Source organism: Dickeya aquatica (genome assembly GCF_900095885.1).
GTDB classification, from domain to species: domain Bacteria; phylum Pseudomonadota; class Gammaproteobacteria; order Enterobacterales; family Enterobacteriaceae; genus Dickeya; species Dickeya aquatica.
Genome location: NZ_LT615367.1, coordinates 1,634,204 through 1,659,944, shown reverse-complemented (window position 1 = coordinate 1,659,944; position 25,741 = coordinate 1,634,204). Strand labels below are relative to the sequence as shown.

The 25,741-nt window shown below is 53.3% G+C and carries 21 protein-coding genes; 6 read left to right on the top strand and 15 right to left on the bottom strand.

Annotated elements, in window-relative coordinates; translation table 11 throughout:
- Positions 1-253: 253 nt before the first annotated feature.
- The 6 genes from DAQ1742_RS07305 to DAQ1742_RS07280 all read left to right on the top strand — a co-directional run bounded on the left by DAQ1742_RS07305 (position 254) and on the right by DAQ1742_RS07280 (position 6,654).
- Positions 254-1,951 carry an NAD-dependent malic enzyme gene (locus tag DAQ1742_RS07305; RefSeq protein WP_035342745.1) on the top strand — a complete coding sequence of 566 codons (1,698 nt, stop codon included), beginning with the start codon at positions 254-256 and terminating at the stop codon, positions 1,949-1,951.
- 208 nt (positions 1,952-2,159) lie between these two features.
- On the top strand, positions 2,160-3,395 hold the full coding sequence (gene moeA, locus DAQ1742_RS07300; protein WP_035342749.1) for a molybdopterin molybdotransferase MoeA: 1,236 nt from the start codon (positions 2,160-2,162) through the stop codon (positions 3,393-3,395).
- Entirely contained in the window at positions 3,395-4,153 is a 759-nt protein-coding gene (gene moeB / locus DAQ1742_RS07295; RefSeq protein WP_035342751.1) for a molybdopterin-synthase adenylyltransferase MoeB, read from the top strand. Before moeA ends, moeB begins: the two co-directional genes overlap by 1 nt.
- Before the next feature lie 82 nt (positions 4,154-4,235).
- Positions 4,236-4,628: an acyl-CoA thioesterase gene (locus tag DAQ1742_RS07290; RefSeq protein WP_035342753.1), complete on the top strand. Its 393-nt coding sequence runs from the start codon at positions 4,236-4,238 to the stop codon at positions 4,626-4,628.
- 100 nt (positions 4,629-4,728) lie between these two features.
- Positions 4,729-5,778 carry a glycosyltransferase family 2 protein gene (locus DAQ1742_RS07285; protein WP_035342756.1) on the top strand — a complete coding sequence of 350 codons (1,050 nt, stop codon included), beginning with the start codon at positions 4,729-4,731 and terminating at the stop codon, positions 5,776-5,778.
- Between the two features lie 321 nt (positions 5,779-6,099).
- Complete coding sequence (locus tag DAQ1742_RS07280) at positions 6,100-6,654, top strand: flavodoxin family protein (protein ID WP_035342758.1); 555 nt, start codon at positions 6,100-6,102, stop codon at positions 6,652-6,654.
- Positions 6,655-6,755: 101 nt separating this feature from the next.
- On the opposite strand, the gene DAQ1742_RS07275 is transcribed toward DAQ1742_RS07280, so the two are convergent.
- The 15 genes from DAQ1742_RS07275 to DAQ1742_RS07205 all read right to left on the bottom strand — a co-directional run bounded on the left by DAQ1742_RS07275 (position 6,756) and on the right by DAQ1742_RS07205 (position 25,715).
- Positions 6,756-8,867, bottom strand: coding sequence for a discoidin domain-containing protein (locus DAQ1742_RS07275; RefSeq protein WP_180706269.1), 2,112 nt, complete (start codon positions 8,865-8,867; stop codon positions 6,756-6,758).
- Positions 8,868-8,948: 81 nt separating this feature from the next.
- Positions 8,949-9,296, bottom strand: a complete 348-nt coding sequence (locus DAQ1742_RS07270; protein WP_035345534.1) for a hypothetical protein — start codon at positions 9,294-9,296, stop codon at positions 8,949-8,951.
- A gap of 279 nt (positions 9,297-9,575) precedes the next feature.
- A complete protein-coding gene (locus DAQ1742_RS07265; protein ID WP_180706268.1) occupies positions 9,576-11,750 on the bottom strand; it encodes a discoidin domain-containing protein in 2,175 nt (724 codons plus the stop codon).
- 81 nt (positions 11,751-11,831) lie between these two features.
- On the bottom strand, positions 11,832-12,179 hold the full coding sequence (locus DAQ1742_RS07260; protein ID WP_035342764.1) for a hypothetical protein: 348 nt from the start codon (positions 12,177-12,179) through the stop codon (positions 11,832-11,834).
- Positions 12,180-12,576: 397 nt separating this feature from the next.
- Entirely contained in the window at positions 12,577-13,959 is a 1,383-nt protein-coding gene (pelA, locus tag DAQ1742_RS07255) for a pectate lyase (RefSeq protein WP_051124063.1), read from the bottom strand.
- Positions 13,960-14,042: 83 nt separating this feature from the next.
- Positions 14,043-15,689, bottom strand: a complete 1,647-nt coding sequence (locus DAQ1742_RS07250; RefSeq protein WP_083961156.1) for a family 43 glycosylhydrolase — start codon at positions 15,687-15,689, stop codon at positions 14,043-14,045.
- A 201-nt stretch (positions 15,690-15,890) separates the two neighbouring features.
- Positions 15,891-16,652: an ABC transporter ATP-binding protein gene (locus DAQ1742_RS07245; protein WP_035342766.1), complete on the bottom strand. Its 762-nt coding sequence runs from the start codon at positions 16,650-16,652 to the stop codon at positions 15,891-15,893.
- Positions 16,642-17,463, bottom strand: coding sequence for an ATP-binding cassette domain-containing protein (locus tag DAQ1742_RS07240; RefSeq protein ID WP_035342768.1), 822 nt, complete (start codon positions 17,461-17,463; stop codon positions 16,642-16,644). The genes DAQ1742_RS07245 and DAQ1742_RS07240 overlap by 11 nt, the downstream gene beginning before the upstream one ends.
- A complete protein-coding gene (opp1C, locus tag DAQ1742_RS07235) occupies positions 17,441-18,385 on the bottom strand; it encodes a nickel/cobalt ABC transporter permease (RefSeq protein ID WP_067487143.1) in 945 nt (314 codons plus the stop codon). The genes DAQ1742_RS07240 and opp1C overlap by 23 nt, the downstream gene beginning before the upstream one ends.
- Positions 18,382-19,320, bottom strand: coding sequence for a nickel/cobalt ABC transporter permease (opp1B, locus tag DAQ1742_RS07230; RefSeq protein WP_035342770.1), 939 nt, complete (start codon positions 19,318-19,320; stop codon positions 18,382-18,384). The genes opp1C and opp1B overlap by 4 nt, the downstream gene beginning before the upstream one ends.
- A gap of 69 nt (positions 19,321-19,389) precedes the next feature.
- Positions 19,390-20,964 carry a nickel ABC transporter substrate-binding protein gene (gene nikA / locus DAQ1742_RS07225; protein ID WP_035342772.1) on the bottom strand — a complete coding sequence of 525 codons (1,575 nt, stop codon included), beginning with the start codon at positions 20,962-20,964 and terminating at the stop codon, positions 19,390-19,392.
- Between the two features lie 16 nt (positions 20,965-20,980).
- Positions 20,981-21,760 (bottom strand): class I SAM-dependent methyltransferase, encoded by a 780-nt coding sequence (locus DAQ1742_RS07220; protein ID WP_083961068.1) that lies wholly within the window; start codon positions 21,758-21,760, stop codon positions 20,981-20,983.
- A 228-nt stretch (positions 21,761-21,988) separates the two neighbouring features.
- A complete protein-coding gene (locus DAQ1742_RS07215; RefSeq protein WP_051124064.1) occupies positions 21,989-22,933 on the bottom strand; it encodes a helix-turn-helix domain-containing protein in 945 nt (314 codons plus the stop codon).
- A gap of 69 nt (positions 22,934-23,002) precedes the next feature.
- Complete coding sequence (locus DAQ1742_RS07210) at positions 23,003-24,547, bottom strand: DHA2 family efflux MFS transporter permease subunit (RefSeq protein ID WP_035342774.1); 1,545 nt, start codon at positions 24,545-24,547, stop codon at positions 23,003-23,005.
- Complete coding sequence (locus tag DAQ1742_RS07205) at positions 24,540-25,715, bottom strand: HlyD family efflux transporter periplasmic adaptor subunit (protein ID WP_035342776.1); 1,176 nt, start codon at positions 25,713-25,715, stop codon at positions 24,540-24,542. The genes DAQ1742_RS07210 and DAQ1742_RS07205 overlap by 8 nt, the downstream gene beginning before the upstream one ends.
- Between the last annotated feature and the right edge of the window lie 26 nt (positions 25,716-25,741).

Below are 25,741 nucleotides of genomic sequence, written 5' to 3'. Positions count from 1 at the left end.
ACCGCAGGTTAAGCCCCGGCGCTTACGCCACTCGGGGAGGCGCGCGCAAAAATGTCGCCTCAATCACATCGTCTCTACGGGCAATATGTGACTTACTCCACATATTTTTCATATGCAAGTCATCTGTAATTATTTTAATTAACAATCCCTGTACATATTTTCTGGGTACTTTAAGATCGCCCCCATCCTATCGCTTCGCTGGTTCTCTGAGCCAATTTCAGCTACCCATCAGCTACCCAAAGAGTCAAACGTCATGGAATTGGAATACGAAAGTAAACGTCCCCTGTATATCCCCTACGCAGGGCCTATCCTGCTTGAATTCCCTCTGCTGAACAAAGGCAGTGCCTTTAGCGATGCAGAACGCGCCCAGTTTAACCTGCACGGCCTGTTGCCCGAAGCGGTAGAAACTATCGAAGAACAGGCGGAGCGTGCCTGGCGGCAGTATCAGGAATTCAAAAACGATATGGAAAAACATGTGTACCTGCGCAATATTCAGGACACAAATGAAACCCTGTTTTACCGCCTGCTGGAAACCCACCTCAGCGAGGTGATGCCTATTATTTATACGCCGACGGTAGGGGCTGCCTGTGAACACTTCTCCGATATTTACCGCCGCGCCCGTGGTCTGTTCATCTCTTACCCGAACCGTGAACACATTGATGACATGCTGCAAAACGCCACCAAACAAAATGTAAAAGTGATTGTGGTGACAGACGGTGAGCGCATTCTTGGCCTTGGCGATCAGGGCATCGGCGGAATGGGGATTCCAATCGGTAAGCTGTCACTGTATACCGCCTGCGGGGGGATTAGCCCGGCCTATACGCTGCCAGTGGTACTGGACGTCGGCACCAATAACCCGCAGCGCCTGAACGACCCGCTCTACATGGGCTGGCGTCACCCGCGCATCACCGGCGATGAATACTACGCCTTTGTGGATGACTTTATTCAGGCGGTCAAACGCCGCTGGCCAAACGTGTTGTTGCAGTTCGAAGATTTCGCCCAGAGCAACGCCATGCCGTTGTTAAATCGCTACCGCGATGAAATCTGTAGCTTCAATGATGACATTCAAGGCACCGCCGCCGTCGCACTCGGTAGCCTGATTGCCGCCAGCCGTGCCGCGGGCAGCCAGCTACGTGACCAGACTGTTGCCTTCCTCGGCGCAGGCTCTGCTGGCTGTGGTATTGCCGAGCAAATCATTGCCCAAATGAAGTCAGAAGGGCTGAGCGATGAAGAAGCGCGTGCCCGCGTCTTCATGGTAGACCGCTTCGGTCTGCTGACTGACAAACTGCCGAATCTGCTCGACTTCCAGAGCAAGCTGGTGCAGAAAAGCGACAACCTCAGCCATTGGGATATCACCAGCGATGCGATTTCACTGATGGAGGTGATGCGCAATGCTAAACCGACCATCCTGATTGGTGTGTCTGGCCAGCCGGGCCTGTTCACGGAAGAGATTATCCGTGAAATGCACCGCCACTGCCCGCGCCCTATCGTCATGCCGTTGTCAAACCCGACATCGCGTGTAGAAGCCCGCCCGGAAGACATTATTCGCTGGACGGAGGGGGCGGCACTGGTCGCCACAGGCAGCCCGTTCGCGCCGGTACAGTACAAAGATAAGGTTTACCCTATTGCGCAGTGCAATAACTCATATATCTTCCCGGGGATCGGCCTTGGCGTGCTGGCCAGTGGTGCCAAACGGATCACCGACGGCATGTTGATGGCCTCCAGCCGTGCGCTGGCTGATTGCTCTCCGCTGGCTTCTCAGGGCGAAGGCGCACTGCTGCCGGAAGTCAGCGATATTCAGTCGGTTTCCAAGTACATCGCGCTGGAAGTGGCGAAAGCCGCACAGTTGCAAGGTGTAGCGGAGCTGACCTCTGAGGATGCACTGGTTAAAGCGATTGCCCATAACTTCTGGCAGGCGCAGTATCGTACCTACAAACGTACCTCATTCTGATGAAAACGTTTATTGAAACGGGCCTCTCTCGGTGAGGCCGGTTTCACAGCAAACGCGGCCCCGGCCGCGTTTTTCATTGCCGCCTCCCCCCGCCAGTGCCATGACATCGTTTCTTCCGCCCGATAATCTCTGCCATAATATGTGCCTATCGACACATCAATGAGATAGCCTTTCACTGACCTTCGGTGAAACGCGTTGTGGAGCGGTCATGGAGACTTCAGGTTTACTTTCTCTGGAACAGGCGCGGCAAACTATGCTGGCACAGGTTCCTGCTATCACGGTTACAGAAATCGTTCCCATTCATCAGGCAGCAGGCCGCATTACGGCTGACGCCATCGCTTCTGCGCTGGATGTACCGCCGTTTGATAATTCCGCTATGGATGGGTACGCCGTGCGCCATCACGATCTGAATGCCGGCCCCTTACCTGTCGCCGGAAAAGCCTTTGCCGGCGCACCTTATACCGCAGAGTGGCCGGCAGGCAGTTGTATTCGCATCATGACCGGTGCGGCCATTCCGCCGGGAGCCGATGCGGTCGTGATGCAGGAGCACACCGAAACGGATGCTGATGGTCGCATCCGTATTACGCATGCGGTGAAACCGGGGCAAAACATTCGTCGTATCGGCGAAGATATTCGAAAGGATGCGCAGGTACTGCCCGCTGGCACGCGTCTTGGCTGCGCCTCACTGCCCTTGCTTGCCTCGCTTGGCATTGCTCAGGTCAACGTCATACGCCGGCTACGGGTTGCCCTGTTTTCAACCGGGGATGAATTGCAGCCTGTTGGTGAGCCGTTACAGGCCGGACACATTTACGATACCAACCGTTTTGCCGTGCGGCTGATGCTGGAAAAGCTGGGTCACGAGGTGATTGATCTGGGCATTATCCCCGATGATCCGCTCCTGTTACGTCAAACGTTCCAGCGCGCAGATGAAGCGGCTGATGTGGTTATCAGCAGTGGCGGGGTATCCGTTGGTGAAGCCGATTACACCAGGCAGATGCTGGAAGAGTTAGGGAATGTGCATTTCTGGAAACTGGCTATCAAACCCGGCAAACCGTTCGCCTTTGGCAAATTACAACACGCCTGGTTCTGTGGTTTGCCGGGAAATCCTGTCTCGGCTGCCGTCACGTTCTATCAGTTGGTGCAACCCTTACTGGCCCATCTAAGCGGCCACAGCCAGTGGCACTTACCGGCACGCATACGCGTCAAAACCACCAGCGCACTGAAAAAATCTCCTGGCCGGCTGGATTTCCAGCGTGGTGTTCTCGGCCCGAATGCACAAGGTGAGCTGAACGTGCGCACTACCGGTCATCAGGGTTCACATGTCTTTAGCTCCTTTAGTCTGGCGAATTGTTTTATCGTGCTCGAAGCCGAGCGGGGCCACGTCAGTGCCGGCGAATGGGTTGAGGTTGAGCCGTTCAATCCCCTGTTACTGGGTGATGAATAATGCTGACCGAACTGACGGATGAAGAAGCGCTGCGTTATAACCGGCAAATTGTCTTACGTGGGTTCGACTTTGACGGGCAAGAGCGACTGAAAGCCGCCCGTGTACTGATTGTTGGTCTCGGCGGCCTTGGCTGTGCGGCGGCACAATATCTGGCGGCAGCGGGCGTTGGCCACCTGACGCTGCTGGATTTCGACCACGTCTCGCGCTCTAATTTACAGCGCCAGATCCTGCATCGTGATGCGCGCATTGGCATGGCAAAAGTGGCATCAGCCCGCCTGACGCTGCAAGAAATTAACCCACATATCCATCTCGAAACGCTGGAAAAACAGCTGGAGCCGGAGGCATTACAGGTCGTCGTGGCGCAACACCATGTCATTGTGGACTGTACAGACAACGTCACCACGCGGGAGTGGCTGAATCTGGCCTGCTTTCGCGAGAAAATCCCGCTGGTTTCAGGGGCTGCCATTCGCATGGAAGGGCAAATCAGCGTCTTTACCTATCAGCCGGATGCCCCCTGCTATCGCTGTCTCAGCCATTTGTTTGGCGATAGCGCGCTCAGTTGCGTCGAAGCCGGGGTGATGGCTCCGCTGGTCGGGGTTATCGGATCATTGCAGGCGCTGGAAACCATTAAACTGCTGGCACACTATGGTCAGCCGCTGGCAGGGAAACTGTTGCTGTTTGATGCCATGACGCTGCAATTTCGGGAAATGGCATTACCGAAAAACAGCCAATGTGATACCTGCGTGCACTCTGACTGAATACCGGTACGCCGAGCCTGCATCGCACCGGGCAGAATTGGTGTAAAATGCAGGCTCTGATTGTCTGACAGGCCGTTGTATCATGACGCAACCCTCGCTCGAAGAACGCATAGAAAACGCCATCACTCGCGTCGCCAAAGTGGTTTTCCCGACCAATATCAACCACCACTCAACATTATTTGGCGGCACAGCTCTGGCATGGATGGATGAAATCTCGTTTATTACCGCGACCCGTTTTTGCCATAAACCACTGGTGACGGTTTCAACGGAGAAAATTAACTTCACCACTCCAATCCCCTCAGGCACTATTGTCGAGCTGGTCGGCGAGGTCAGCCGCGTTGGCCGAACCAGCCTGACCGTTGATGTGAGCGTCTTTTTAGAGCAGATGTACGCAGAAGGCCGCCAAAAAGTCATTACCGGGCAGTTCAATTTCGTCGCCGTCAATGATGAGGGCCGCCCGGTTCCACTGCTCTGACCGGTATTTCAGGCTGCGTTTTCTCGGCCCCTCCGGTGGGCAATTGTCTTGCGGGGGCCTTTTGAGATAATCGGGCCTCTTTTACCTGCCTGGTGGAAATATGATTTCTGTTTGCATGATAATAAAAAACGAGGCCAGGCATCTTGCCCGTACACTGGCCTCGCTGATGCCCTATTTTGACGATATCGTGATTGTTGACACCGGCTCTGACGATGGCTCTCAGGCCATTGCACGGCAATATACCCACTCCGTACATGATTTTACCTGGGTTAACGATTTTTCAGCGGCCCGTAATGCATCGTTAACGTATGCCCGACATGATTGGGTATTGGTGGTTGATGCCGACGAAGAAATTGAATCTATTGATATAGAAGCATTATATGCATTGATAAAACAGCACCCCAAAGCCATCGGGCGGGTGGAGCGGATTAATTACATTGATGATGAATCAGGCCAAAGTACCATTCGTGAATGTATTAACCGTTTATTTCATAAAAATCTATACCATTACACTGGCATTATTCATGAACAGGTAACACCGCGAAAAAACCATACCCAAATCCAGTCATTCACCACGCCGATAACACTCAATCATGTCGGTTATAAAAAAGAAATTCTGCAACAGACGGATAAGATAACCCGTAATATTACATTGCTGAAACAGGCACTCGAAACTGAACCAGAAGACCCTTACTTACTGTTTCAGCTTGGTAAAAGCTATTATCTAAAACGAGATTACACCGCCGCCATTCAGGCTTTCCAGCATGCATTGCGCTTTGAAACCAATTTTTCATATGAATATATGGAGGACTTGGTTGAAACCTATGGCTATGCCCTGATTAATCAAGGAAGCTATGCCGAAGCCATGAACATCCTTGATTATGAATCTTATTTTTCCTCTACCGATTTTACATTCCTGAAAGCACTGATATTGATGAACAATGGCCAGTTGCAGCTCGCCGTGAATACCTTTTTATTATGTACCTCCTCACCACCGGGCAATAAAGAAGGCGTAAATTCTTATAAAGCCAATTACAATATCGGTGTGATTTTTGAGTGCGCAGGAATGCAGTCACAAGCACTGGAATTCTACCAAAAATGTGGCGATTACCCCCCGGCCCGCGACGGCATAAAACGGGTGACACATTAATTTATATTATACCAGACACCAAAAAGTGGGTTTATTGCCGTCTGCTTCAGTAAACCCTCACATACCACTTCATTAAAAAAACCGCTTTATTTCCCACGCGGTTACATTCAACACGCCGCTCATTTCTTTTTGTTATAAATTAAAACAAAAAGAAATAAAAAATCCTTCTGTATTAAGTATTAAATAGTCACCAGCAAGTAACCAAGGCACTTATTGGTAATTCATTGTTAAAAAAAACCTGTCACGATATTATAACGACATGACCAAACATGGCGTATGCTTCTTAGGCTGTGTTTTTTTGAACCGACGTGAGGAAATACGATGAGCAAGATTGCTGTTATTTATTATTCTGGCTATGGTCACACCCAACGTATTGCTGAAGTAGTCGCTGAAAGTGCGGCCGCGACTCTGATTGCCATTGACAATAATGGTGATATTAGCGAAGCAGACTGGGAAACCCTGAATGCGGCCGACGGTATTATTTTCGGCGCACCGACCTACATGGGCAATGTGCCCTGGCAGTTTAAAAAATTCGCCGATGCCAGCTCCAAAGTTTGGTATTCCCGTGGCTGGCAAGACAAAATTTTTGGTGGCTTCGCCAACAGCGCCAGCCTGAACGGTGATAAGCAAGTCACGCTGATTTACCTGCAAACGCTGGCCGCACAGCATGGTGGTATCTGGGTGAGCCTGGGTCAACTGCCCGCGAATGCTCTGGCGTCCACTCGCAACGACGCCAACAATCTCGGTGGCTCTGCCGGGGCACTCATCCAGTCACCGTCTGACGCCGGTGCCGATGCTATTCCGGCCGGCGATCTGGAAACCGCCCGTTTATACGGTGCCCGTGTTGCCGATATCGCCCGCCGACTGCACGGTTAATCCTGTCAGAATAAAAACATCTGCCCGGAAAACCGGGCAGATAAGACGGGTGACCACCAGACTACGTCACGTATTTCACCTGTTACGTTTTACACGACATATTACGGTTGCTGATAAGCGAATTTATAATTACCTGCGGTCACCGGTTTAAATGTCACCTGATCGGGATACCAGCGGATCTCCACTTCGGTTTCAGTTTGTTTTTTCCAGGCAGAAAATATAGCTGAAAGTAAAACCTTATCTACTAATGCGTTATCCGTAGCACCATTGGGGACAGAGAAACCAAACGCAAAGGAAATATAATCAGGAACTCCCTGTACATCCGCATAAAATAATGCCCATTGCGTATTAGTTAAAGCATTCAACGTTGTTGCTGCCACCCCCTGCATATTTAATTTATCTGCCCCTGCACGATCAATAGTTAATTCACCAATAGAAAAAAACGAACTACCATTCCATGTAAACCATTCATTTCCATCCCGTGATACAGCCATTTTTACTGCACCAGCACCTGTCAACACTGTCGCTGCTGTTACTGTAGACAACGAGTTATATGATTTAATATTTGTCAGGACAGCAGTTTTAGCAACCTGTGGTGTGGGTGATACAATAACATTTAGACTGCCCCCTTGGTTCGAGACCAGTTTTTTCACAATAATATTCTTTATCTTTCCAGACGAGATAAAACCTGCTGCTGAGATATCGGCAACAGATGATGGCAAGGGTACAGGTGTTAGCTCACCATTCATCACGGTATAGTATTTATTATCACTTGCCTGAATTAACACTCGTTGAACATTATTGAGGATTTTCATTTCATAAACTGAACCACCACTCCCGGGAAGGTATAGCCGATAATATCTGTATGTCACCGGTTGAGAAAATGACCTCGTAACAGTCACTCTATTACCGGTTCCAGAATCAAGTGTTGTCCATGTGCTCCCATCACCACTGCCCTGAAAATCCCAAGAGCCAGTTCCCCCAGGCGGTCCTGCCAGCGCCGCATCAAGATAATACCCGCTGGCAGTCGTGCTGGCAGAGAACATCACAATGAGTCCGGATGGACCACTGTTATTCGACCAGTAGGTTGATGTGTTCCCATCAAAGGCTTTCCATGGGTAATTAATCCCATTTGTGCTCGTCGCTGAGACTGTTATTCCGGATGCTGCTGTATTTGATGTTAACACCGGAGTAATCGATGTATAAGCAGATACCTGAATATCGCTAATCTGTACTTCAGGAATAGTCGCCTCGTAAATTCCATTATCATTCACTGTCAGCGTCGTATCGCCCCCTGTATATGGCTTCATTACACCATTAAACACCATACCTTCTGTTGCAACCATGCCGGTGCCATTATCAAAGTTGTTCACAATAACCTGATTCGTCAGTCCGGCTTCCTCCTTCAGCGCAAAGGCATCGAAACTGTAATCCATCGTGCCGGTTGCGCTCAGCGGGAAGGTAAAACTCTGACTGGCCGTCACGCCCACGCGCGTCACCACCGTATACCCGTTACCGCCACCGCTGTTACCACCGCCGCCATTGCCTGTCGCACTGATAACCAGTTGATGATTAATATTATCATAGGCCAGTGATACCCCCTGCCCGGCCGCCAGCGTCGAGACCAGCACCTTGCGCACCGCATCGGTAAAATCGGTAATCTGCGCCGCGGTATGGGTGTGGCTGGCAAGGTCAGATTTGCGCACCACATCGCTCAGGCCAAGATTGGCGACAAACTGCGCTTTATCCGCAATATCTGCACCGTTGAGGGTTTTATCCATCATCCGGCTGACCGCATCGGTCAAATCCGGCAGGGTTTTCACCACCACGCTCTGGCCTGCGCTGTTCATTAACGTGACCTGACCGTGCTCGGTCAGCACCTGTTTCCATTGCGCCAGTTGTGACTGGTAACCCGCCAGGATCGCCGCTATCTGTGCCACATAGGCCGCATGGTCAAAACCATCATCACGACCAAACACCGGAACGGCATAGCGCACGCCACTTTGCGTACAACCGGCATATTCACCGGCCAGCAGCAGCTCGGTGTCAGACACCACTCCGGCAATTTCATGAATTTGAATATGGCCGTCGGTAAAAACCAGTAACATGCCGCCAGCGGCCACGCCATTATTTTTATCTGCAAAGGCGGTGTTATTTCCCAGCACAACTTTGCTGCTATTAAATAAAGATAAACGACCAGTTTGATACCACATCTCTTTATACCTTTTATTTTAGTGAGCACCCTCGAATTTTATCCGCGCGGGCACACTCAATGATGAATGCCGACAGTTTAATTAGCGCGAAATATCGATAGTTAATGTCATGCGAAACTGGTCATATTCGACATCAAAATCGTTATATTCTTCTGCTTTCACAGGCTTCAGCACAGATAATTCACGCGCCACCTGCTCACGTAATTTTCGCGCTGCAAAAATGGTGCTGGCATAGCAATCCGCGCTAACCGTGATATGTTGCGTGGTTAATTGCTGGCTGGCGTCATACTGATTTGCCTGACTCAGGGAAAACAGAATAAACGGGTGTCTCTCGTGATGTTTGTGATAATCACAGCATGGCACGGCATACGCATAAACATGGCCATTGGCTAATTTACCTAATAATGAATAAATATCTTCTTCGGTCATTTTCTCAGCCTTTTCGATAAAAAAAGAACCTTTCAGGGGGAAACCACAAAAGGGATGGTTTAATTAAAGCGTTTCGCTTCGATAACTATCATAGGCATTTAGTAACGCCTTATCACTGACTGATTGTTGTGCCATAACTGAATAACAACCCACAAATAAAAAGAGACGAATCACAAAAATAAATACGGGCCATTTCTGACCCGTTCAAAAAACGAAAAATTAAATAAGTTATTTTTAAACCAAAAATAGTTTAGAAGCAGTGATATATAGAGTTCTTGATTACTGATAAGCGAATTTATAATTACCTGCGGTCACCGGTTTAAATGTCACCTGATCGGGATACCAGCGGATCTCCACTTCGGTTTCAGTTTGTTTTTTCCAGGCAGAAGCATTATTTACATTCAACGTCAGTGAATCAACAATTGCGTTGTCTGATAATGGGTCTGGTACATTCAATGCTAAAGCAAACCCTAACTTATCAGGCTGGCCATTCGTATCTGAAAAGAGCAATGCCCATTGTGCTGCGGTAATTTTAGCCAATGTGGAGTCTGTCATGCCATTTGCGATGAGTTTATTCGCACTGTTACTATCAGCAGAGAGTCCCCCAATAGATACCCAGGCATTCCCATTCCATACGAACCAATCGTTCAGATCGCGAGACACGGCGATAAGAGCCACACCTTTACCCGTCAGGGTTGCAGACAGTTTTGCTGAGTTAATCGATACCCACGATTTAGCACTGGTCAATGATTTCGGCAAAATCATTTGTGCATCAGGAGTGAAAGACACCGCAACATCACCTGCCCCTTCTGCGACAACACTCAATGGGAGTTTATCCGCCAAGGATAACGCGCTAATTTTTCCTGAGTTGATAAAACCAAAGGCAGCAATATCGCCAGGTTGTGAGGGGGCAGCCACCTGAGTGAGCACACCATTCACGCTGGTGTAATAAGTATTGCCAGAACGCAATAAGATTTTTTGCTCGCGCTGCATCAAGCCAAACTCAGTAATAGTCACAAGGCTACTATTCGTGTTCACAGCAGAAACAGAGATACGAAAATTTTTGTAGGTTGCTTTATTGATACTGAATATTTTTTTCTCATTAGGCGTAAAAGTCACACCGGATTGACTGTCTAATGTCACCCAGTTAATCCCATCATCACTGCCTTGAAAAATCCAATCTTTCGGTACACCGCCAGAAGAAAGATCCTGGCGACAGATAATAAAGTAGTAATCAACAGACTTGGCATCATTGAATGCAACCGATAACCACTGGGGAAAACCAGCCTGGGTTGACCAACGCGAATCTTCACCGGTAACACCGCCATCGAATGCCTTCCAGCCATACCAGCGAGGATCATTATTAAATGCGCTGCTTTGTGAAACGGTAATGCCTGTCGCTGAAGTTGAAGAGGTTAATTTCGGCACCAGCGAAACAGGCATCGCACTCACGGTTAATTGACCCACATCGGTAGCAACAAGCGAAGAATACACCGAACCTTGTACTGTCAGCGAGAATTGACCACCGATGTAGGGTTTCAAGGTGCCATCCCAGAGCAGTGACGAAGTTTGGTTATAATTCACTTTACTGGTTGCATCAAACGACTCCAGCATCGCCGTCTGGTTCGTCAGTCCGGCTTCCTCCTTCAGCGCAAAGGCTTCGAAACTGTAATCCATCGTGCCGGTTGTGCTCAGCGGGAAGGTAAAACTCTGACTGGCCGTCACGCCCACACGCGTCACCACCGTATACCCGTTACCACCACCGCTGTTACCACCGCCGCCATTGCCTGTCGCACTGATAACCAGTTGATGATTAATATTATCATAGGCCAGTGATACCCCCTGCCCGGCCGCCAGCGTCGAGACCAGCACCTTGCGCACCGCATCGGTAAAATCGGTAATCTGCGCCGCGGTATGGGTGTGGCTGGCAAGGTCAGATTTGCGCACCACATCGCTCAGGCCAAGATTGGCGACAAACTGCGCTTTATCCGCAATATCTGCACCGTTGAGGGTTTTATCCATCATCCGGCTGACCGCATCGGTCAAATCCGGCAGGGTTTTCACCACCACGCTCTGGCCTGCGCTGTTCATTAACGTGACCTGACCGTGCTCGGTCAGCACCTGTTTCCATTGCGCCAGTTGTGACTGGTAACCCGCCAGGATCGCCGCTATCTGTGCCACATAGGCCGCATGGTCAAAACCATCATCACGACCAAACACCGGAACGGCATAGCGCACGCCACTTTGCGTACAACCGGCATATTCACCGGCCAGCAGAAGCTCGGTGTCAGACACCACTCCGGCAATTTCATGAATCTGAATATGGCCGTCGGTAAAAACCAGTAACATGCCGCCAGCGACCACGCCATTATTTTTATCTGCAAAGGCGGTGTTATTTCCCAGCACAACTTTGCTGCCATTAAATAAAGATAAACGACCGGTTTGATACCACATCTCTTTATACCTTTTATTTTAGTGCGCACCCTCGAATTTTATCTGCGCGGGCACACCCAACGATGAATGCCGACAGTTTAATTAGCGCGAAATATCGATAGTTAATGTCATGCGGAACTGGTCATATTCGACATCAAAATCGTTATATTCTTCTGCTTTCACAGGCTTCAGCACAGATAATTCACGCGCCACCTGCTCACGTAATTTTCGCGCTGCAACAATGGTGCTGGCATAGCAATCCGCGCTAACCGTGATATGTTGCGTGGTTAATTGCTGGCTGGCGTCATACTGATTTGCCTGACTCAGGGAAAACAGAATAAACGGCTGTCTCTCGTGATGTTTGTGATAATCACAGCATGGCACGGCATACGCATAAACATGGCCATTGGCTAATTTACCTAATAATGGATAAATATCTTCTTCGGTCATTTTCTCAGCCTTTTCGATAAAAAAAGAACCTTTCAGGGGGAAGCCACAAAAGGGATGGTTTAATTAAAGCGTTTCGCTTCGATAATTATCATAGGTATTTAGCAACGCCTTATCACTGACTGACGGTTGTGCCAGCGTGGTACAACATAAGAGTTACCGGGTATTCGTAATGCGGCCATTGCCACAGCCACATAAAATAATCACCTTTAATAGCGACAATACATTACGGTGTTTCAGGAAAGGGCGGACGTAATATTGAGATTTAAAACTCATGGAATGGGCCGGTGCACTCACAACCTTTGTTGTCCGCTCTAAATGGAAGGCTGCGCTAAATGTAAGGCTGAAAACGGTGCCAGCCCGACGGGTGGATTGGCACCGTAGACTCATCTGTCACTTATCAGGGACGAGGGTTACTCTGGCTCCAGGTGGCAAAGGTATTCAACACGTTCTGCCCCGTAGAATTGTATTGGGCATACCCTGTCAGGCGCTCGGTAGATACCGAGGTAATAGAGCTGAATACCAGGCCGAATGCGCTGCTGTCATGCGGTTCCGGGCGGTCGCCGAATAGCACCTGAGCGCGTTTGGCGACGTTACTGGCATCCGGCGTATAGGCAGAAAGATCATAGAAACGCGCCCACAGTACGCCATTCGGTGCACTGGAAAGCTTGCCATTCGACCAGGACTGGCCCTTTATCTGGGTGGCGTTAAAGAAATCCGCCGCCGCATACACCGCGCGTCGCACCTGAACGCTGGGCGACGGCAACGACATCAGGAATAGCGTTATCTGAGCGCTTTCCGAGCTACTGAGCGCCGCCATTTCAAATGCACGCGCCGCGGTGGGTAGCTGCGTCAACATATCATGCTGTTGCCCCCAGATAGTCAGCTTCCCACCGATTTTCACCTGATTATTCAGCAACCAGTTAATCCCTTTGGTCGCCTGCTGCTGTGCGCTTACGCGCGTGGCATTATCGAGGAATTTAAAATCGCTGTTGCTGGCGCTGCCTATCTCATTGAGCAACTTCACCACCCGCAGCATCGCATCGTCGTTGAGGGTGATCGCATCGTTGTACCAGCCCGCCAGCGGGTAAACCTGCGGCCAGCCGCCATTCGGGTACTGTGCGGCCAGCAGGTATTTCACCCCACGCACGATGCTGTCCTGAATTTTGGCGACCTCTGCGCCGCTGGCGCGCGCGGCCTGCACTTTCGCCAAATAACGCAGTTCCGTGGTGGTCGCGCCATTATCCACGGTGCCGACATAGCGCCAGCTACCAGACTCGCTGGCATCCACCTCATCAACGATGTAGGACTCGCCCTTGGCACGCACCACGCCAGTACGCGCCATATTCTTGCCCCAGCCGCCGGACGGTATCTGATAACTCATGATCTCCTGCGCGATTTTCAGCGCCTCGTCCGACTGGTAATACGCCGCAGACTGATTGAGCGGCATGGTGCTCAGGTTGCCTTTGGCCGAGCCGCGTGGGGCTGGAAAGCGGGTCATGCCTTTGCGCTCCGCCGCCAGCGCCGCTTTATCGGCACTGCGGGCGCTGGCAGAGGCATTGAGATACGTGGTGAATTGCGTGCGCAGAGACGCATCGCTGATAGAGGCAATCAGCGCGGACGTTAATGGCCGGGCCTGCTCATTGTCGCGCAGGTAATCCACACAACTTTTATTACAGCCTGCGGTGGCCGCCAGCGCCGGGGTCGCCGTCACCATTGCGCCAGACAACCCGGCCAATAAACCAAGACTCAGCAACGATAATCGCGAATAACGGTATGACATAAGACACATCCTCCATGAACATGATAATAAAACCGCCCGGTTGACCGACGCGGGTGACAGCAATCAGGCCTTCGTTTTCGTCATCACGGCAGTGCGCTATAGCGAAAATGAGAAAAACGAACCTGCCCTTCTCCCGCTGCATATATTGCGGGCCTTAATGCCTGAAAGTCGTAGCCGACGTTCTGGTTGTAACCGGACACGTCCATTTGCACGCCGTACTTAGTCCATTTTTCGCCGTCCGGGCTGGTGTACAACGTCAGAATATTGCGCCGGTTGGTCAGCCGGATATAGACATGCGACGTGGTGATATCGGCTATCGCCGCGCCATTGCGCTCAAGCCCATAGCGATGCAACACCGTGCCCTGTGCGTTAAATGCCAGCCCGGCATACAGTCGGTTGCTGTAGAACAGTAACAGCCCGGCTTGCGCTTTCGGCTCGAACGTCATCTCCATCTCAATCTGGTATGACAGATCGCCTGCGTTCATTACCAGCGGCGGCGAATCTTTCGGGCTACGCCCGCGCGCTTGCAGGATAAGGCTGCCATCATCAAAGCGCAGGCGCGATGTCTCATCCGCCCCCGGCATATAGAAACTCCAGACCTTGTCGAACCGTTCAGGACGAAAACTGTCAGACAATGCCAGCCCGTGCGCCACCGCCGTCCCGCCCGTCGGCGCAGGGATAGGCTCGCCCACATCGTATCCCGCCGCTTTAAACCAGCCGTCGGATGTCCATTCGATAGGCTCCAGCAACGTTTGCCGCCCGAGCGTCATAAAGCCGTTTTCATAACCGTGGTAAACCATATACCACTGGCCGTTTGGCCCTTCGACCAGGGTGGCATGGCCGCGTGACCACCATTTCTCTCGCGCATCCTGAGTGCGAATAATCGGGTTGTAGGGCGAATTCTCCCACGGGCCGTTCACTGAACGGGAGCGGGCCACCACCACCATATGTCCGGTTGGCGGGCCTGCGGTGCCCCCTTCAGCCAGCACCATGTAAAAATACTCGCCATGCCGCAACATTTTCGGCCCCTCTTGCGAGAAGCTTTCCACGTCCCACTCCTGTGGATATTGCCAGCCGTTGTAGACCACGCGGGCGATACCGGCCTCGCCCTCGGCCACAGCGGTGCCGTCATCCTTCAGTTGCACCCGCACTCCGCCGGACATAAAAATGTAGCGCTTGCCGTCTTCGCCAACGATGTGGCCGGGGTCACTGGTAGCGCCGTTGCCCCCTTTGGCATCTTTCACCACGATTTCATGGGGCAGGCTCCAGTTGCCGTGACGAATATCATCGGTCGTCGTGACGTAGAATTTCTTGGTTTTGGCACCGGAAACCGGGTCGGTTTTATTGGTAATAAAATAGAGGTAATAGCGCCCCTGATATTTCGTCAGTTCCGGGGCCCAGATGGCATCGACCGGTGTGGTGATAGCCGGGCCCAGCGGTTGCCAGTTAATCAGGTCTTGTGAATGCCAGATGACCAGGCCGGGAATGGCATCAAACGATGAGAAGGTCATGTAGTAGTCACGACCTTCTTGAAGGATTGTCGGGTCTGGATGATCGCCGGATAAAATCGGGTTGAGATAGCAGCCGTTGCCCAAATCCGCTTTACGCTGGTTTTCCATGCCACGGGCCCAGCTCACGGCGGATGCGGGCGCACGGGTGAGCCCTGCGCCGCAGGCTGGCACGGCGCTCGTCACCTGACTGGTGGCGCTGACGCCTGTGTCCTGTGCCATCAACACAACCAACGCGGCAGCCCAGACTGACCGTTTCACACCCTTTCCCTGGTTCATTATTCCCGACCTATCTGCCCTGTTATGACACGAACAACTCAGGCCTTATCCTGCAATAATCTTGCGGGCATTTCTGTGAGCTCACCGTTTTTTTAGCATGACGTGATGCAGATAACGCCCCGCCGCCTCACCCTGTAAGCAGGCTTAGTCAAACACCTGCACTGCATGCAGCAAACGTCTGGCCACCGGGTGTGACAGCGCGCCGAGATGGGCGACATCGGCCTCTTCAACAATAGCCCCCGCATGCAAGAACAAAAACCGGTTACACAAGTACACCGCAGCCTGAATATCGTGGGTAATCAACACGCAAGTGAGCGCAAAGCGCTGCCTGAGCTGCGCCAGCAGATCCAGAATCTGGACTTGTGAGCACACGTCCAGTGCGCTTATCGCTTCATCTAGGATCAACAGTTGGGCCGAGCCCGCAATCGCCCGGCCAATGCACACCCGTTGAATCTGCCCGCCGGATAGCTCATGGGGGTAGCGCGCCGCCAGCTGTGGCGATAACCCTACCGTTATCAGTATCTCGGCCACCTGCCCGGCAAGCTGGCGCGGGCTCAACGACATGCTTAATCGCAGGGGTTCGGCGATGGCCTGCTGCACCGTCATGGTGGGATTAATCGACGTGCGGTAATCCTGAAAAACACCGCTGATGCGCGCGCGGTGCGGTGCTGTGCTCAACACAGGCTCCCCCGCCAGCCAGACTCCACCGCTATCGGGCCGCTCCAGCCCGCCTATCAGGCGGGCAAGGGTACTTTTCCCTGAACCGCTCGCCCCGATAAGCCCCAGGCAGTCGCCGCGCGCCAGTGAAAACGTGACACCGTTGATGACCGTGCGGTAGTCATGGCCAAACAGGCGATGGCAGCGCACCGGATAGCGTTTTTCAAGCTGTCGCACCTCAAGCCACATCCGTCGCTCCGTTGCGCAGGCGCAAAAAAGGCTGGCTTAAGCGCCGCCGCATCGCAACCAAATAGCGGGTGTACTCATGTTGCGGAGACGAGAACACCCGGGTGGTTTCCCCTTGCTCAACAATACGCCCCTCTTTCATCACGATGACGCGCCGGGCCAGCGCCTGCACCAGCGCCAGATCGTGCGACACCACCAGCAACGCACTGCGGCTGGCCTGCAATTGCTGCCGGAGTTGCTGCACTATTTCGTATTGCGTCACACTATCAAGCGAGGCGGTGGGCTCATCGGCAATCATCAGCGCGGGCGCAGATGCAAACGCCAATGCCATCATCACCCGCTGTAACATGCCGCCTGAGAGCTGATGCGGGTAGCTGCGCAATAACGCCGGTGGGTTGTCGAGCCGCCATTGCGTCAGCATCGCTATCGCCCGCTGGTGCCGCACCGCACGGGATAATGTGGTTTGCCAGCGCAAGGTTTCATCCAGTTGCTGGCCAAGGGTGCACAACGGGTCAAAGGCACTCATGGCCTCTTGCATAATAAACGCTATCTGTCGCCCGCGCAGGTCGCGCCATTGTTCCGGCGAGGAAGGGTGTAACGTCCGGGCATTAAACTGAATGTCGCCACGGGCACACAGATTGGGCGGCAACAGGCCAAGCAAGCTGCGGCACAGCAGCGTTTTCCCGCTGCCGCTCTGCCCGACAATGCCGAGACTGTCATGCGCCCCGAGCCGCCATTGTACGCCGCTGACTTTCACCGCCCCGCTGTGGCGGTCAATCACCGACAGGTTGTTAACGCTCAGTAGCGGTTGCATCCACACCTCGCTTCATCGCCGCTTCGCTCGCTGCCGCTCCGCCGTCGCCACTCTCCTCAACCTGTTGATGTAGCGAGGTCTGGCTGGCCGGGTCAAGCCCATCGCGCAACGCATCGCCAACAATATTGAATGCCGCCACCACCACCGCAATAGCCATACCGGCAGGTAACATCTGTTCGGGGTGAACCAGCATCACCTGTTTGGCGTCACTGAGCATGTTGCCCCACTCTGGCTGGGGCGGTTGCGCGCCCAGGCCAAGAAACGATAATCCTGAAATCAGTAACATCACACTACCCACGTCGGCCGATGCCAGAATAGCCAGTTCTGCGGCCACCACGGCGAACAGGTGACGGATAATGATATGCCGCGATGGCGCACCAATCAGGCGGGCGTAATCAACGTAATGGCGATGACGCTGGCGCACGGCCATCGCCCTTATCATGCGCGCATACCAGGCCCATTTAACCACGATGACCGCCAGCAATATCGTGTCCAGCCCTGGCCCCACGATACCGGCCAGCGCCAGAATCATCACCTCTGCCGGAAAGGCCAACAGGGTATCGCAGGCGCGCATCAGCCAGGCATCGGTACGCCCGCCGCAATAACCGGCCACCATCCCTACCAGTACGCCCAGCGATACCGTACCGAACATCGCCAGCAGGCTGTAGAAAACGGTGGTACGCACCCCATACACCAGACGGGAAAACACACAGCGCCCAAGGTTATCGGTGCCCAGTGGATAGTCCAGGCTGATGCCCTGATATTTTTGCCTCACCGCCGTCAACAGCGGGTCATGCCAGGTGATATAAGGCGCAAACAGCCCGGCCAGCATGACTATCACCAGCAGCAGGCCGCACACTAACAGCAGAGGATCGCGCTTTATACGCGGCCACACGCTTTCCACCATGACGCTTGCTCTCATCGCCCGCTCCCCTTTGCGATTCGCGGATCAAGCCAGGCGTGCGCGATGTCCACCAGCAAGTGGCTCACCAGAAACAGCATTGCCATAAAGAGGATATACATTTGGATAACCGGATAATCACGATTGAATATCGCCGAGACGCACAGCCTGCCAATGCCGGGCCAGGCAAAAACACTTTCGATGACCACCGTGCCTGCCATCAATTTCGGCAGGCTCATGGCCATCGCACTCAGCGCCGAGTGCAGTGAGTTCATCAGCACATGGCGCAGGATTATCACCCGCTCCGGCAATCCGCGGGCTCGGGCATACCACACAAAAGGCTGGTTCAGGGCCGCCAGCATGTTGCCCCGGATGAGCCGCACGTACGTGCCGAGGTAGCCACATGCCAGCGTGATGGCGGGCAGCACCACCGCGCTGTGGCTCTCGCGCCCGGCCACCTCAAACCCGGCAAGCCCCACCGCCAGACCCCATATCAACAGTAATCCCAGCCAATAGGCTGGCATGGCCACCGTGATAAACAACACGCAGCGCACCGCTTTATCAAACAGGCGATTTTCTCTGAGCGCACATCCGATGCCCAACGGCAGGGACAGCAGCACAATCAGCACAAACGCCGCGCCAGCCAGCTCCAGCGTGGCGGGTAACGCTTGCACAAACACCGCCAGCACCGGGGCGCGGGTAATAAACGAGCGGCCAAAATCAAGGTGTAACACTTGCCAAAGCCACTGCCCGTAACGTGACCAGAACGGCGCATCCAGCCCGAGCTCGTGCCGGGTCAGCGCTATCGCCTCGGGTGTTGGTGTAATGGCATTACTGCGTAATGCCACTTCAGCCGGGTCGGCCGGGATCAGGTGCATCATGGCAAACACAAGAAAAGACACCGCCACCATAAACGGCAGTAACAGCAGGCAGCGCCTTATCAGGTAACGGTGCATCAGGGCCTCCCGTCAAGCGCGAGGTTAAGGCCAGCGGCACCCGGTGCGACGGCGCTGGCGCACCCTCGATCAGAAAGACATTTTCTCAAAGGGAATTTCATACTGCGACACATTGAACGTCACCCCTTTTAGCGCCGGAGAGTAAATGGCTTTGGTTCTGGAATAGGTTAACGGGATGTAGACGGCTTCGTCCGCCAGCAGGGTAAACAGCTGTGCATACAATGACCGACGCGTTGCCTCGTCCGGTGTCAGCAGGATTTGCGCTATCATGGCATCAATGTCTCGCTTGCCAGGCAGCCCCTTCTGCGCCTGATAGTCGGCATGCGCCGGAATACGAAACGACGAGATATACGAAGCCGGGTCATACGGCGTTCCCCATGACAACGCGTATTGCAGGTCAAAATCACCGGCCTTTTGGCGATCGAGAAAGGCGTGTTTTTCCTCGCCAAGCAGTTGTAAGCGCACACCGATTTTCCTGAAATCATCCTGAATCAATTCGGCAATCTCGCTTTCTGCCGCGTTATCGCGGTTATAAGAGAGCACCAACGTCAACGCCCGCCCCTGTTTTTCCCGTACCGAGCTGCCAGCCGTTAACCGCCAGCCAGCCTCATCAAGCTGTTGGGCGGCTTTAGATAAATCAAAACGCGACACCGGCAGGTCGATGTCACAGTAAGGTACGCTGCGCGCCATCAGGGTGTGTGCCACGCTTTCGGTATGCGCCAGAATACCGCTGGCGATAGCCTCTTTATCCACCGCGTATTGCAAGGCGCGGCGCACCGCCTTTTCACCGGTAATCGGGCGGCTGCTATTGAGCACCAGCGAGCGTGAGGCCACCGGCTCGCTCATCAAGGTTTGATAACGGCCGGACGCCTGAAGGGCGGCGAAACTCTCCATATCAATCATGTCGCCATCCGCGCCGAAGATTAACTGCACCTCGGATTTTTGCAGCGCCATCAACATCGTCTGCCGATCCGGGATAACCCGCCACAAGACGGCAGGGATGGCGGGTTTCGCGCCCCAGTAGTCAGGATTAACGCGAAACAGCGCAAACCGGTCTTTTTGATAGTCAGACAACAGCCACGGCCCGGTTCCGGCATAATGGCTCACGCCCTCTCGGGTATGACCGGCGATAAACGCCTTGGGTGAGATAAAGCGAAACGGCCGGGTCAGCCCAAGCTCCACCAGCGTCGGGTAATAGGGTGACTTCAGCGTTATCTCTACCTGATAAGGCCCGGCCACGGTTACGCGCTCAATCTGGCGCACCAGCTCAAGCCAGGCGTGGCGCGGATAATTCTCCAGCACCGCATCAATATTTTGTTTAACGGCGTCGGCATTAAACGGCTCGCCATCGCTAAAACGCACATTCTGGCGTAAATAAAAACGGTAGTGCCGGCCATCGGGTGAAATCTCCCAGCGCTCGGCCAAAAACGGTTTGACGCCCTCGGGCGTGTTGATAACCAGCGGCTCAAACACCATATTTTGCGCGGCCATTTCACCAGCGTAGAGATGCGGATTAATATCACGAATATCTTTAGTGCTGGCATAGACCAATTTTTCCGGCACCGGTTGTGCGTAAGCATACGCAGTGCCACATAATATCAGCAACAGCGCGAGCACTGGCTGAAAATAACCCTGCTTTTGCATTACGTCAGCTCCCTGATTATTTTTCAGCAACGATCATAAACATCGGTGTGGAGGCATAATTAATTTTTTCTTCGTCATCCCACACCCGCTCAGAAATATCATTCTGGGTTTCAATATGGCGAAAACCACAGGCGCGTAATGCCTGAATATCCCATTGCGGCCGTATTTCTCTGCCAAGCGGCAGCGTTCTGGCAATATTTTCCATCGCAACGGTATCGGTATTGGCATAATGATCGGCAATATTCATCGCGTGCGCCCGCTGCCGGTCACGCCAGTACGCCTCCCGCGCCGTTTGACTAAACAGGTGCGCATACCAGTTCGCATCAAAATTCAGCAGACGCCCGCCAGGTTTCAACACCCGATGCCACGCCTGATAGGCCGCCTGCGGCTGCGATAAATTCCAGGTCACGTTGCGACTGACCAGCAGGTCAAAACTGTTATCCGCAAAGGGTAACGCCTGTACGTCGGCGCAACAAAAGCGCACCGCCACACCGTGGTGCCCGGCATTGCGCCGGGCCTGCGCCAGCATGGCGGGCGTGGCATCAACCGCCGTGACCTCATGCCCCGCCAGCGCCAGCGTTACGGCAAAAAAACCCGGCCCGGTGCCAATATCCAACACGGTCAGCCGCGGATTATCCGGCGCATGTTGCAGTATTAATTGCTGCCATACACGGCGTTTGTCACTGTGTAATTCAGCCATATTGACCTGGTTGTAACCGGCGGCACGGTTGTCCCAGTAATGTGTTACGTCATGGAGGAGAGTCGGGGATTGCGGCATCTTGGTTGCTGTCGCCATAAAGCCATCCTGTGTTTTATGCGGCGAAAAATACCGCCCGTCAGGGGATGACGACAGATAGTACACCGTTGTAAAACCGGCAACAGCACGCAGGTGTGAAGTTTTTAAAAAACTTCACACTTCATTGAGGCAGATCATCATAAATACCTATGGGATTAACGGTTAAACGCGCCATAAATAACACAACCACCACGTCGCAGATAAAAAAACAGGCCATCACCCGATGGCTTATTGCGGTGTAAAAGGAATGTAATAGTCCACCTCAAAAAAATCAGTGGCTATTTTTCCCTGCGCTGTTTTCCGGCAACGAATAATTTCCAGATCGCAGCCCTCGGTTCGAATATAACCTTGCCCTGGTAAAATATGATGATAGAGGGTTTGCAAAAATGCCGCATATTCCTGCTCTGCGCCGGAAAATTTAAAACGCAAATAATGGGCGCTCTCATCGGAACGATGGGGCGAATCATCCAATAACGTACCAGCACCGGTATTCGCCGTCTGCGGCATTACGCGAAAATCATCACTGCCCTGTGTTGCGGCCAGGGTTCCCAGATGATAATTGATCCGAACACAGCGATGAACCCGGTTATCGTCCGGGCAGAACGTGGAAAGGGCGTAAATCACCGCGTGAGTCTCAGGCTGTTTTTCGGCAACGCTCTCCCATAATTTTACCCGCGGCATGTTGCCATTGTTGGCGGTAAAATCATCGACGTTCTGCACATAGGTATACATGCGAGTCTCTGATGGCATTCTCGGGGCGCTCACCACGTCAGGAATGGGCAGCCACTCCAGTACACCGCCCAGCGAAGGTTGCAGGCTGGAAAAATCCCAGGAGGGCAATTTCCGATAATGCCCCGGCGAGATACCAAAATGCTTTTTGAATGTGCGGGTAAACGACTGTTGAGAGTCAAAACAGTAGCGCAGCGCCACATCCTGAATGGTTTGGCTGGTCAGCTTGAGTTCAACCGCCGCTTTACTGAGCCGCCGGTTGCGAATGTAAGTGCCAAGCGATAGCCCGGTTTCCTTTTTGAACAGGCGTTGCAGGTGCCATTTGCTGTAGCCCGACTTACGGGTGACATCGTTAATCATCAACGGGCTATCAAGATTCCCTTCAATCCAGCCAATCAATTCGGCAGTAAACCGCATCATGGACGGCATCACGGATAACATCATGTCAAACCTCCTTCGCGTTTATCAAAAACCGGAAAACCGACAACATAAAAAACCACAATATTGCAACGTTTAGTGCCCGGCAGAGACGCCAGCCGCTTTGGTAAACGGCGGACGGGCAAACCAGATAACCACAATCAGCGCCATGAAGCCCCAGCCAAGCAGGTGGAAATAATCAATGGTGGAGGCCATCCACGCTTGCTGCTGCACCGTTTTATCGAGCTGCGCCAGCGTTGACTGGCTCACGCCACCAAGCTGATTGAGGTAATCCACCGCGGGGGGGTGGTAAGCCGACACACTTTCACTGAGCACCGCATGGTGGTAAATCTCCCGGTGTGACCACATCCAGGTGGTCAGCGAGGAGGCAAAACTGCCGCCCAGCACCCGCAGAAAAGTCGCCAGACCCGAGCCATCGGCCAGCTCTTTACCGTGCAAATTCGACAACAAAATCGAGGTCAGCGGCACGAAGAAAAATGCCACGCCGATCCCCATAAAGAGCTGTACACCAGCGATAGTGAAGAAATCGACCTCCGTGGTGAACTGCGCACGCATCAGGCAAGAAAGCCCCATCACCACAAAAGACAAGGTCGCCAGCAGACGTAAATCAATGCGGTTGCCATAACGGCCAACGATCGGTGTCAACATCATCGGCAGCATGCCCATCGGCGCGGCGGCCATACCGGCCCAGGTTGAGGTGTAGCCCATCCAGGTTTGCAACCACTGCGGCAGAATCACGTTGATGGCGAAAAAGGCGGCGTAACCCAGCATCAGCGACAAGGTGCCGACGGTAAAATTGCGATCGGCAAACAGCCGCAAATTAACGATAGGCTCGGCTTCGCCCAACTCCCATATCACAAACGCCACCAGCGCGACTGCACACACCACCGACAGCGCAATAATCTCCGATGAGGCAAACCAGTCGAGATCGTTACCCTTATCCAGCACGATTTGCAGCGTGCCGACCCCGGCAATCAACAACGCGATACCGATGTAATCAACGCGGGCGCGCTGTGTCGTGTCACGCCAGTCGCGCAATTGCATCGCCACCACCGTGCACGCCACTATCCCTATCGGGACATTGATATAGAAAATCCAGGGCCAGGCGTAGTTATCCGTGATCCAGCCGCCGGTGATAGGGCCGACAATCGGCCCGACCACGGTCACCATCGCCAACAGCGCCAGCGCCATGTTGCGCCGCGACGGGGGAAAGATGGTCAACAACAATGTTTGGCACATCGGGTACATCGGCCCGGCAAAAAAGCCCTGCATCGCCCGAAAGACAATCAGCTCGGTCATGCTGCGTGAGAAACCGCAGAGAAATGAAGCCAGACTAAACAGCATGACGGACACGATAAACAGCCGCCGCTGCCCAATCAGGCGAGACAGCCAGCCGGTTAACGGCAACGAAATGGCGTTGCATACCGCAAATGAGGTAATCACCCAGGTACTTTGGTCTGAACTGACGCCAAGATTACCGGCAATGGTCGGCAGCGAGACGTTGGCGATTGTCGAATCCAGCACCTGCATAAAGGTCGCCAGAGAGAGCGCCAGCGTTGCCAGCCCAAGGTTGGGCGGCGTAAACGCCGCTTTATCATGTACTGCTGCTGCATTAGCCACGATGGTCTGCTACCGGCAGGCTGTTATCGTGCAGGATTTTGGCCACCATCACGTCAGCCTGCCGTAACGGGTCATCATAAACATCGGTACGGTAGCGCGGCTGTGCCACCGGTGAGGGCGGTAACAACTGACCCTGGGTGTCATGCAAATCGACCCGCGCCAGCATCGACAAGCCAATGCGTAACGGATGCGCGTCAATATCGTGAGGTTCAAGGGCGATGCGCACCGGCAGGCGTTGCACTATCTTAATCCAGTTACCACTGGCATTTTGCGCCGGTAACAAGGAAAACGCGCTGCCGGTGCCAATGCCGAGGCTCTGGATAGTGCCGTGGTACTCCACCTTATCGCCGTAGAGGTCAGCCGTCAGCGTGACGGGTTGCCCAAGCCGCATTTGTTGCATCTGGCTCTCTTTGAAGTTGGCATCTACCCACACCTGATCAAGCGGTACAATCGTCATTAAGGTTGCCCCCGCACTCACCCGCATGCCAACCTGTGCGGCGCGTTTCGCCACATAACCGCTTACGGGCGCAACCACCGCACTGCGCGCCCAGTCCAGATATTTGCTGCGCACATCCGCAACCGCACTTTTAATATCCGGGTGCTCGTCTATCACGGTGTTATCGACCAGGGCCTGATTGGTGCGCAATGCCTGCTCGGCAGCCTCCAGTGCGGTGCGGGCCGTGTCTACCGCATCCTGATAGTGCGCCAGATCCTCCGCCGAAAGCGCCCCTTTCACCAGGAGCCCTTTACGACGGTTATAGTCACCTAACGCTTGCTGTAGCGCGACTTGCCTGGCGGCCACCTGCGCCTGATAGTTCTCCACCGTACTGTACAGACCGCGCACCTGCCGTACCGTTTTGGCCAGTTGCGCTTGTGATTGTTGCAAGGCAATCAGCGTGTCACTCGGGCTAAGTTGCACCAGCAACTGCCCTTTTTGTACATAGTCGCCCTCATCGACGCTGACTTGCGTTACGGTGCCGCCCACCTGAGGCGTGAGCGTAATCAAATTACCATTCACATAGGCGTCATCCGTCGTTTCATAAAAACGCAGATAACGCTGGTAATACAGGCTACAGGCCACCCCGGCCAACACTAATACCAGCAGCAGGATGGCAAAATGCCGTTTGCGGCGACTACCGCGCGCAACAGAAGGCGCTGTTGTTTCCATAAACCGGGAACCTTTGAATGAGAAGA

What these genes read in the sequence shown, in the direction of transcription:
- opp1C (WP_067487143.1), bottom strand. Translation starts at nt 18,385, where the DNA reads ATGAGAGCAAGCGTCATGGTGGAAAGCGTGTGGCCGCGTATAAAGCGC.
- moeB (WP_035342751.1), top strand. Translation starts at nt 3,395, where the DNA reads ATGCTGACCGAACTGACGGATGAAGAAGCGCTGCGTTATAACCGGCAA.
- DAQ1742_RS07290 (WP_035342753.1), top strand. Translation starts at nt 4,236, where the DNA reads ATGACGCAACCCTCGCTCGAAGAACGCATAGAAAACGCCATCACTCGC.
- pelA (WP_051124063.1), bottom strand. Translation starts at nt 13,959, where the DNA reads ATGTCATACCGTTATTCGCGATTATCGTTGCTGAGTCTTGGTTTATTG.
- DAQ1742_RS07245 (WP_035342766.1), bottom strand. Translation starts at nt 16,652, where the DNA reads ATGTGGCTTGAGGTGCGACAGCTTGAAAAACGCTATCCGGTGCGCTGC.
- opp1B (WP_035342770.1), bottom strand. Translation starts at nt 19,320, where the DNA reads ATGCACCGTTACCTGATAAGGCGCTGCCTGCTGTTACTGCCGTTTATG.
- DAQ1742_RS07280 (WP_035342758.1), top strand. Translation starts at nt 6,100, where the DNA reads ATGAGCAAGATTGCTGTTATTTATTATTCTGGCTATGGTCACACCCAA.
- DAQ1742_RS07260 (WP_035342764.1), bottom strand. Translation starts at nt 12,179, where the DNA reads ATGACCGAAGAAGATATTTATCCATTATTAGGTAAATTAGCCAATGGC.
- DAQ1742_RS07250 (WP_083961156.1), bottom strand. Translation starts at nt 15,689, where the DNA reads ATGGCACAGGACACAGGCGTCAGCGCCACCAGTCAGGTGACGAGCGCC.
- moeA (WP_035342749.1), top strand. Translation starts at nt 2,160, where the DNA reads ATGGAGACTTCAGGTTTACTTTCTCTGGAACAGGCGCGGCAAACTATG.
- DAQ1742_RS07270 (WP_035345534.1), bottom strand. Translation starts at nt 9,296, where the DNA reads ATGACCGAAGAAGATATTTATTCATTATTAGGTAAATTAGCCAATGGC.
- DAQ1742_RS07275 (WP_180706269.1), bottom strand. Translation starts at nt 8,867, where the DNA reads ATGTGGTATCAAACTGGTCGTTTATCTTTATTTAATAGCAGCAAAGTT.
- DAQ1742_RS07215 (WP_051124064.1), bottom strand. Translation starts at nt 22,933, where the DNA reads ATGATGTTATCCGTGATGCCGTCCATGATGCGGTTTACTGCCGAATTG.
- DAQ1742_RS07240 (WP_035342768.1), bottom strand. Translation starts at nt 17,463, where the DNA reads ATGCAACCGCTACTGAGCGTTAACAACCTGTCGGTGATTGACCGCCAC.
- DAQ1742_RS07305 (WP_035342745.1), top strand. Translation starts at nt 254, where the DNA reads ATGGAATTGGAATACGAAAGTAAACGTCCCCTGTATATCCCCTACGCA.
- nikA (WP_035342772.1), bottom strand. Translation starts at nt 20,964, where the DNA reads ATGCAAAAGCAGGGTTATTTTCAGCCAGTGCTCGCGCTGTTGCTGATA.
- DAQ1742_RS07220 (WP_083961068.1), bottom strand. Translation starts at nt 21,760, where the DNA reads ATGGCGACAGCAACCAAGATGCCGCAATCCCCGACTCTCCTCCATGAC.
- DAQ1742_RS07205 (WP_035342776.1), bottom strand. Translation starts at nt 25,715, where the DNA reads ATGGAAACAACAGCGCCTTCTGTTGCGCGCGGTAGTCGCCGCAAACGG.
- DAQ1742_RS07265 (WP_180706268.1), bottom strand. Translation starts at nt 11,750, where the DNA reads ATGTGGTATCAAACCGGTCGTTTATCTTTATTTAATGGCAGCAAAGTT.
- DAQ1742_RS07285 (WP_035342756.1), top strand. Translation starts at nt 4,729, where the DNA reads ATGATTTCTGTTTGCATGATAATAAAAAACGAGGCCAGGCATCTTGCC.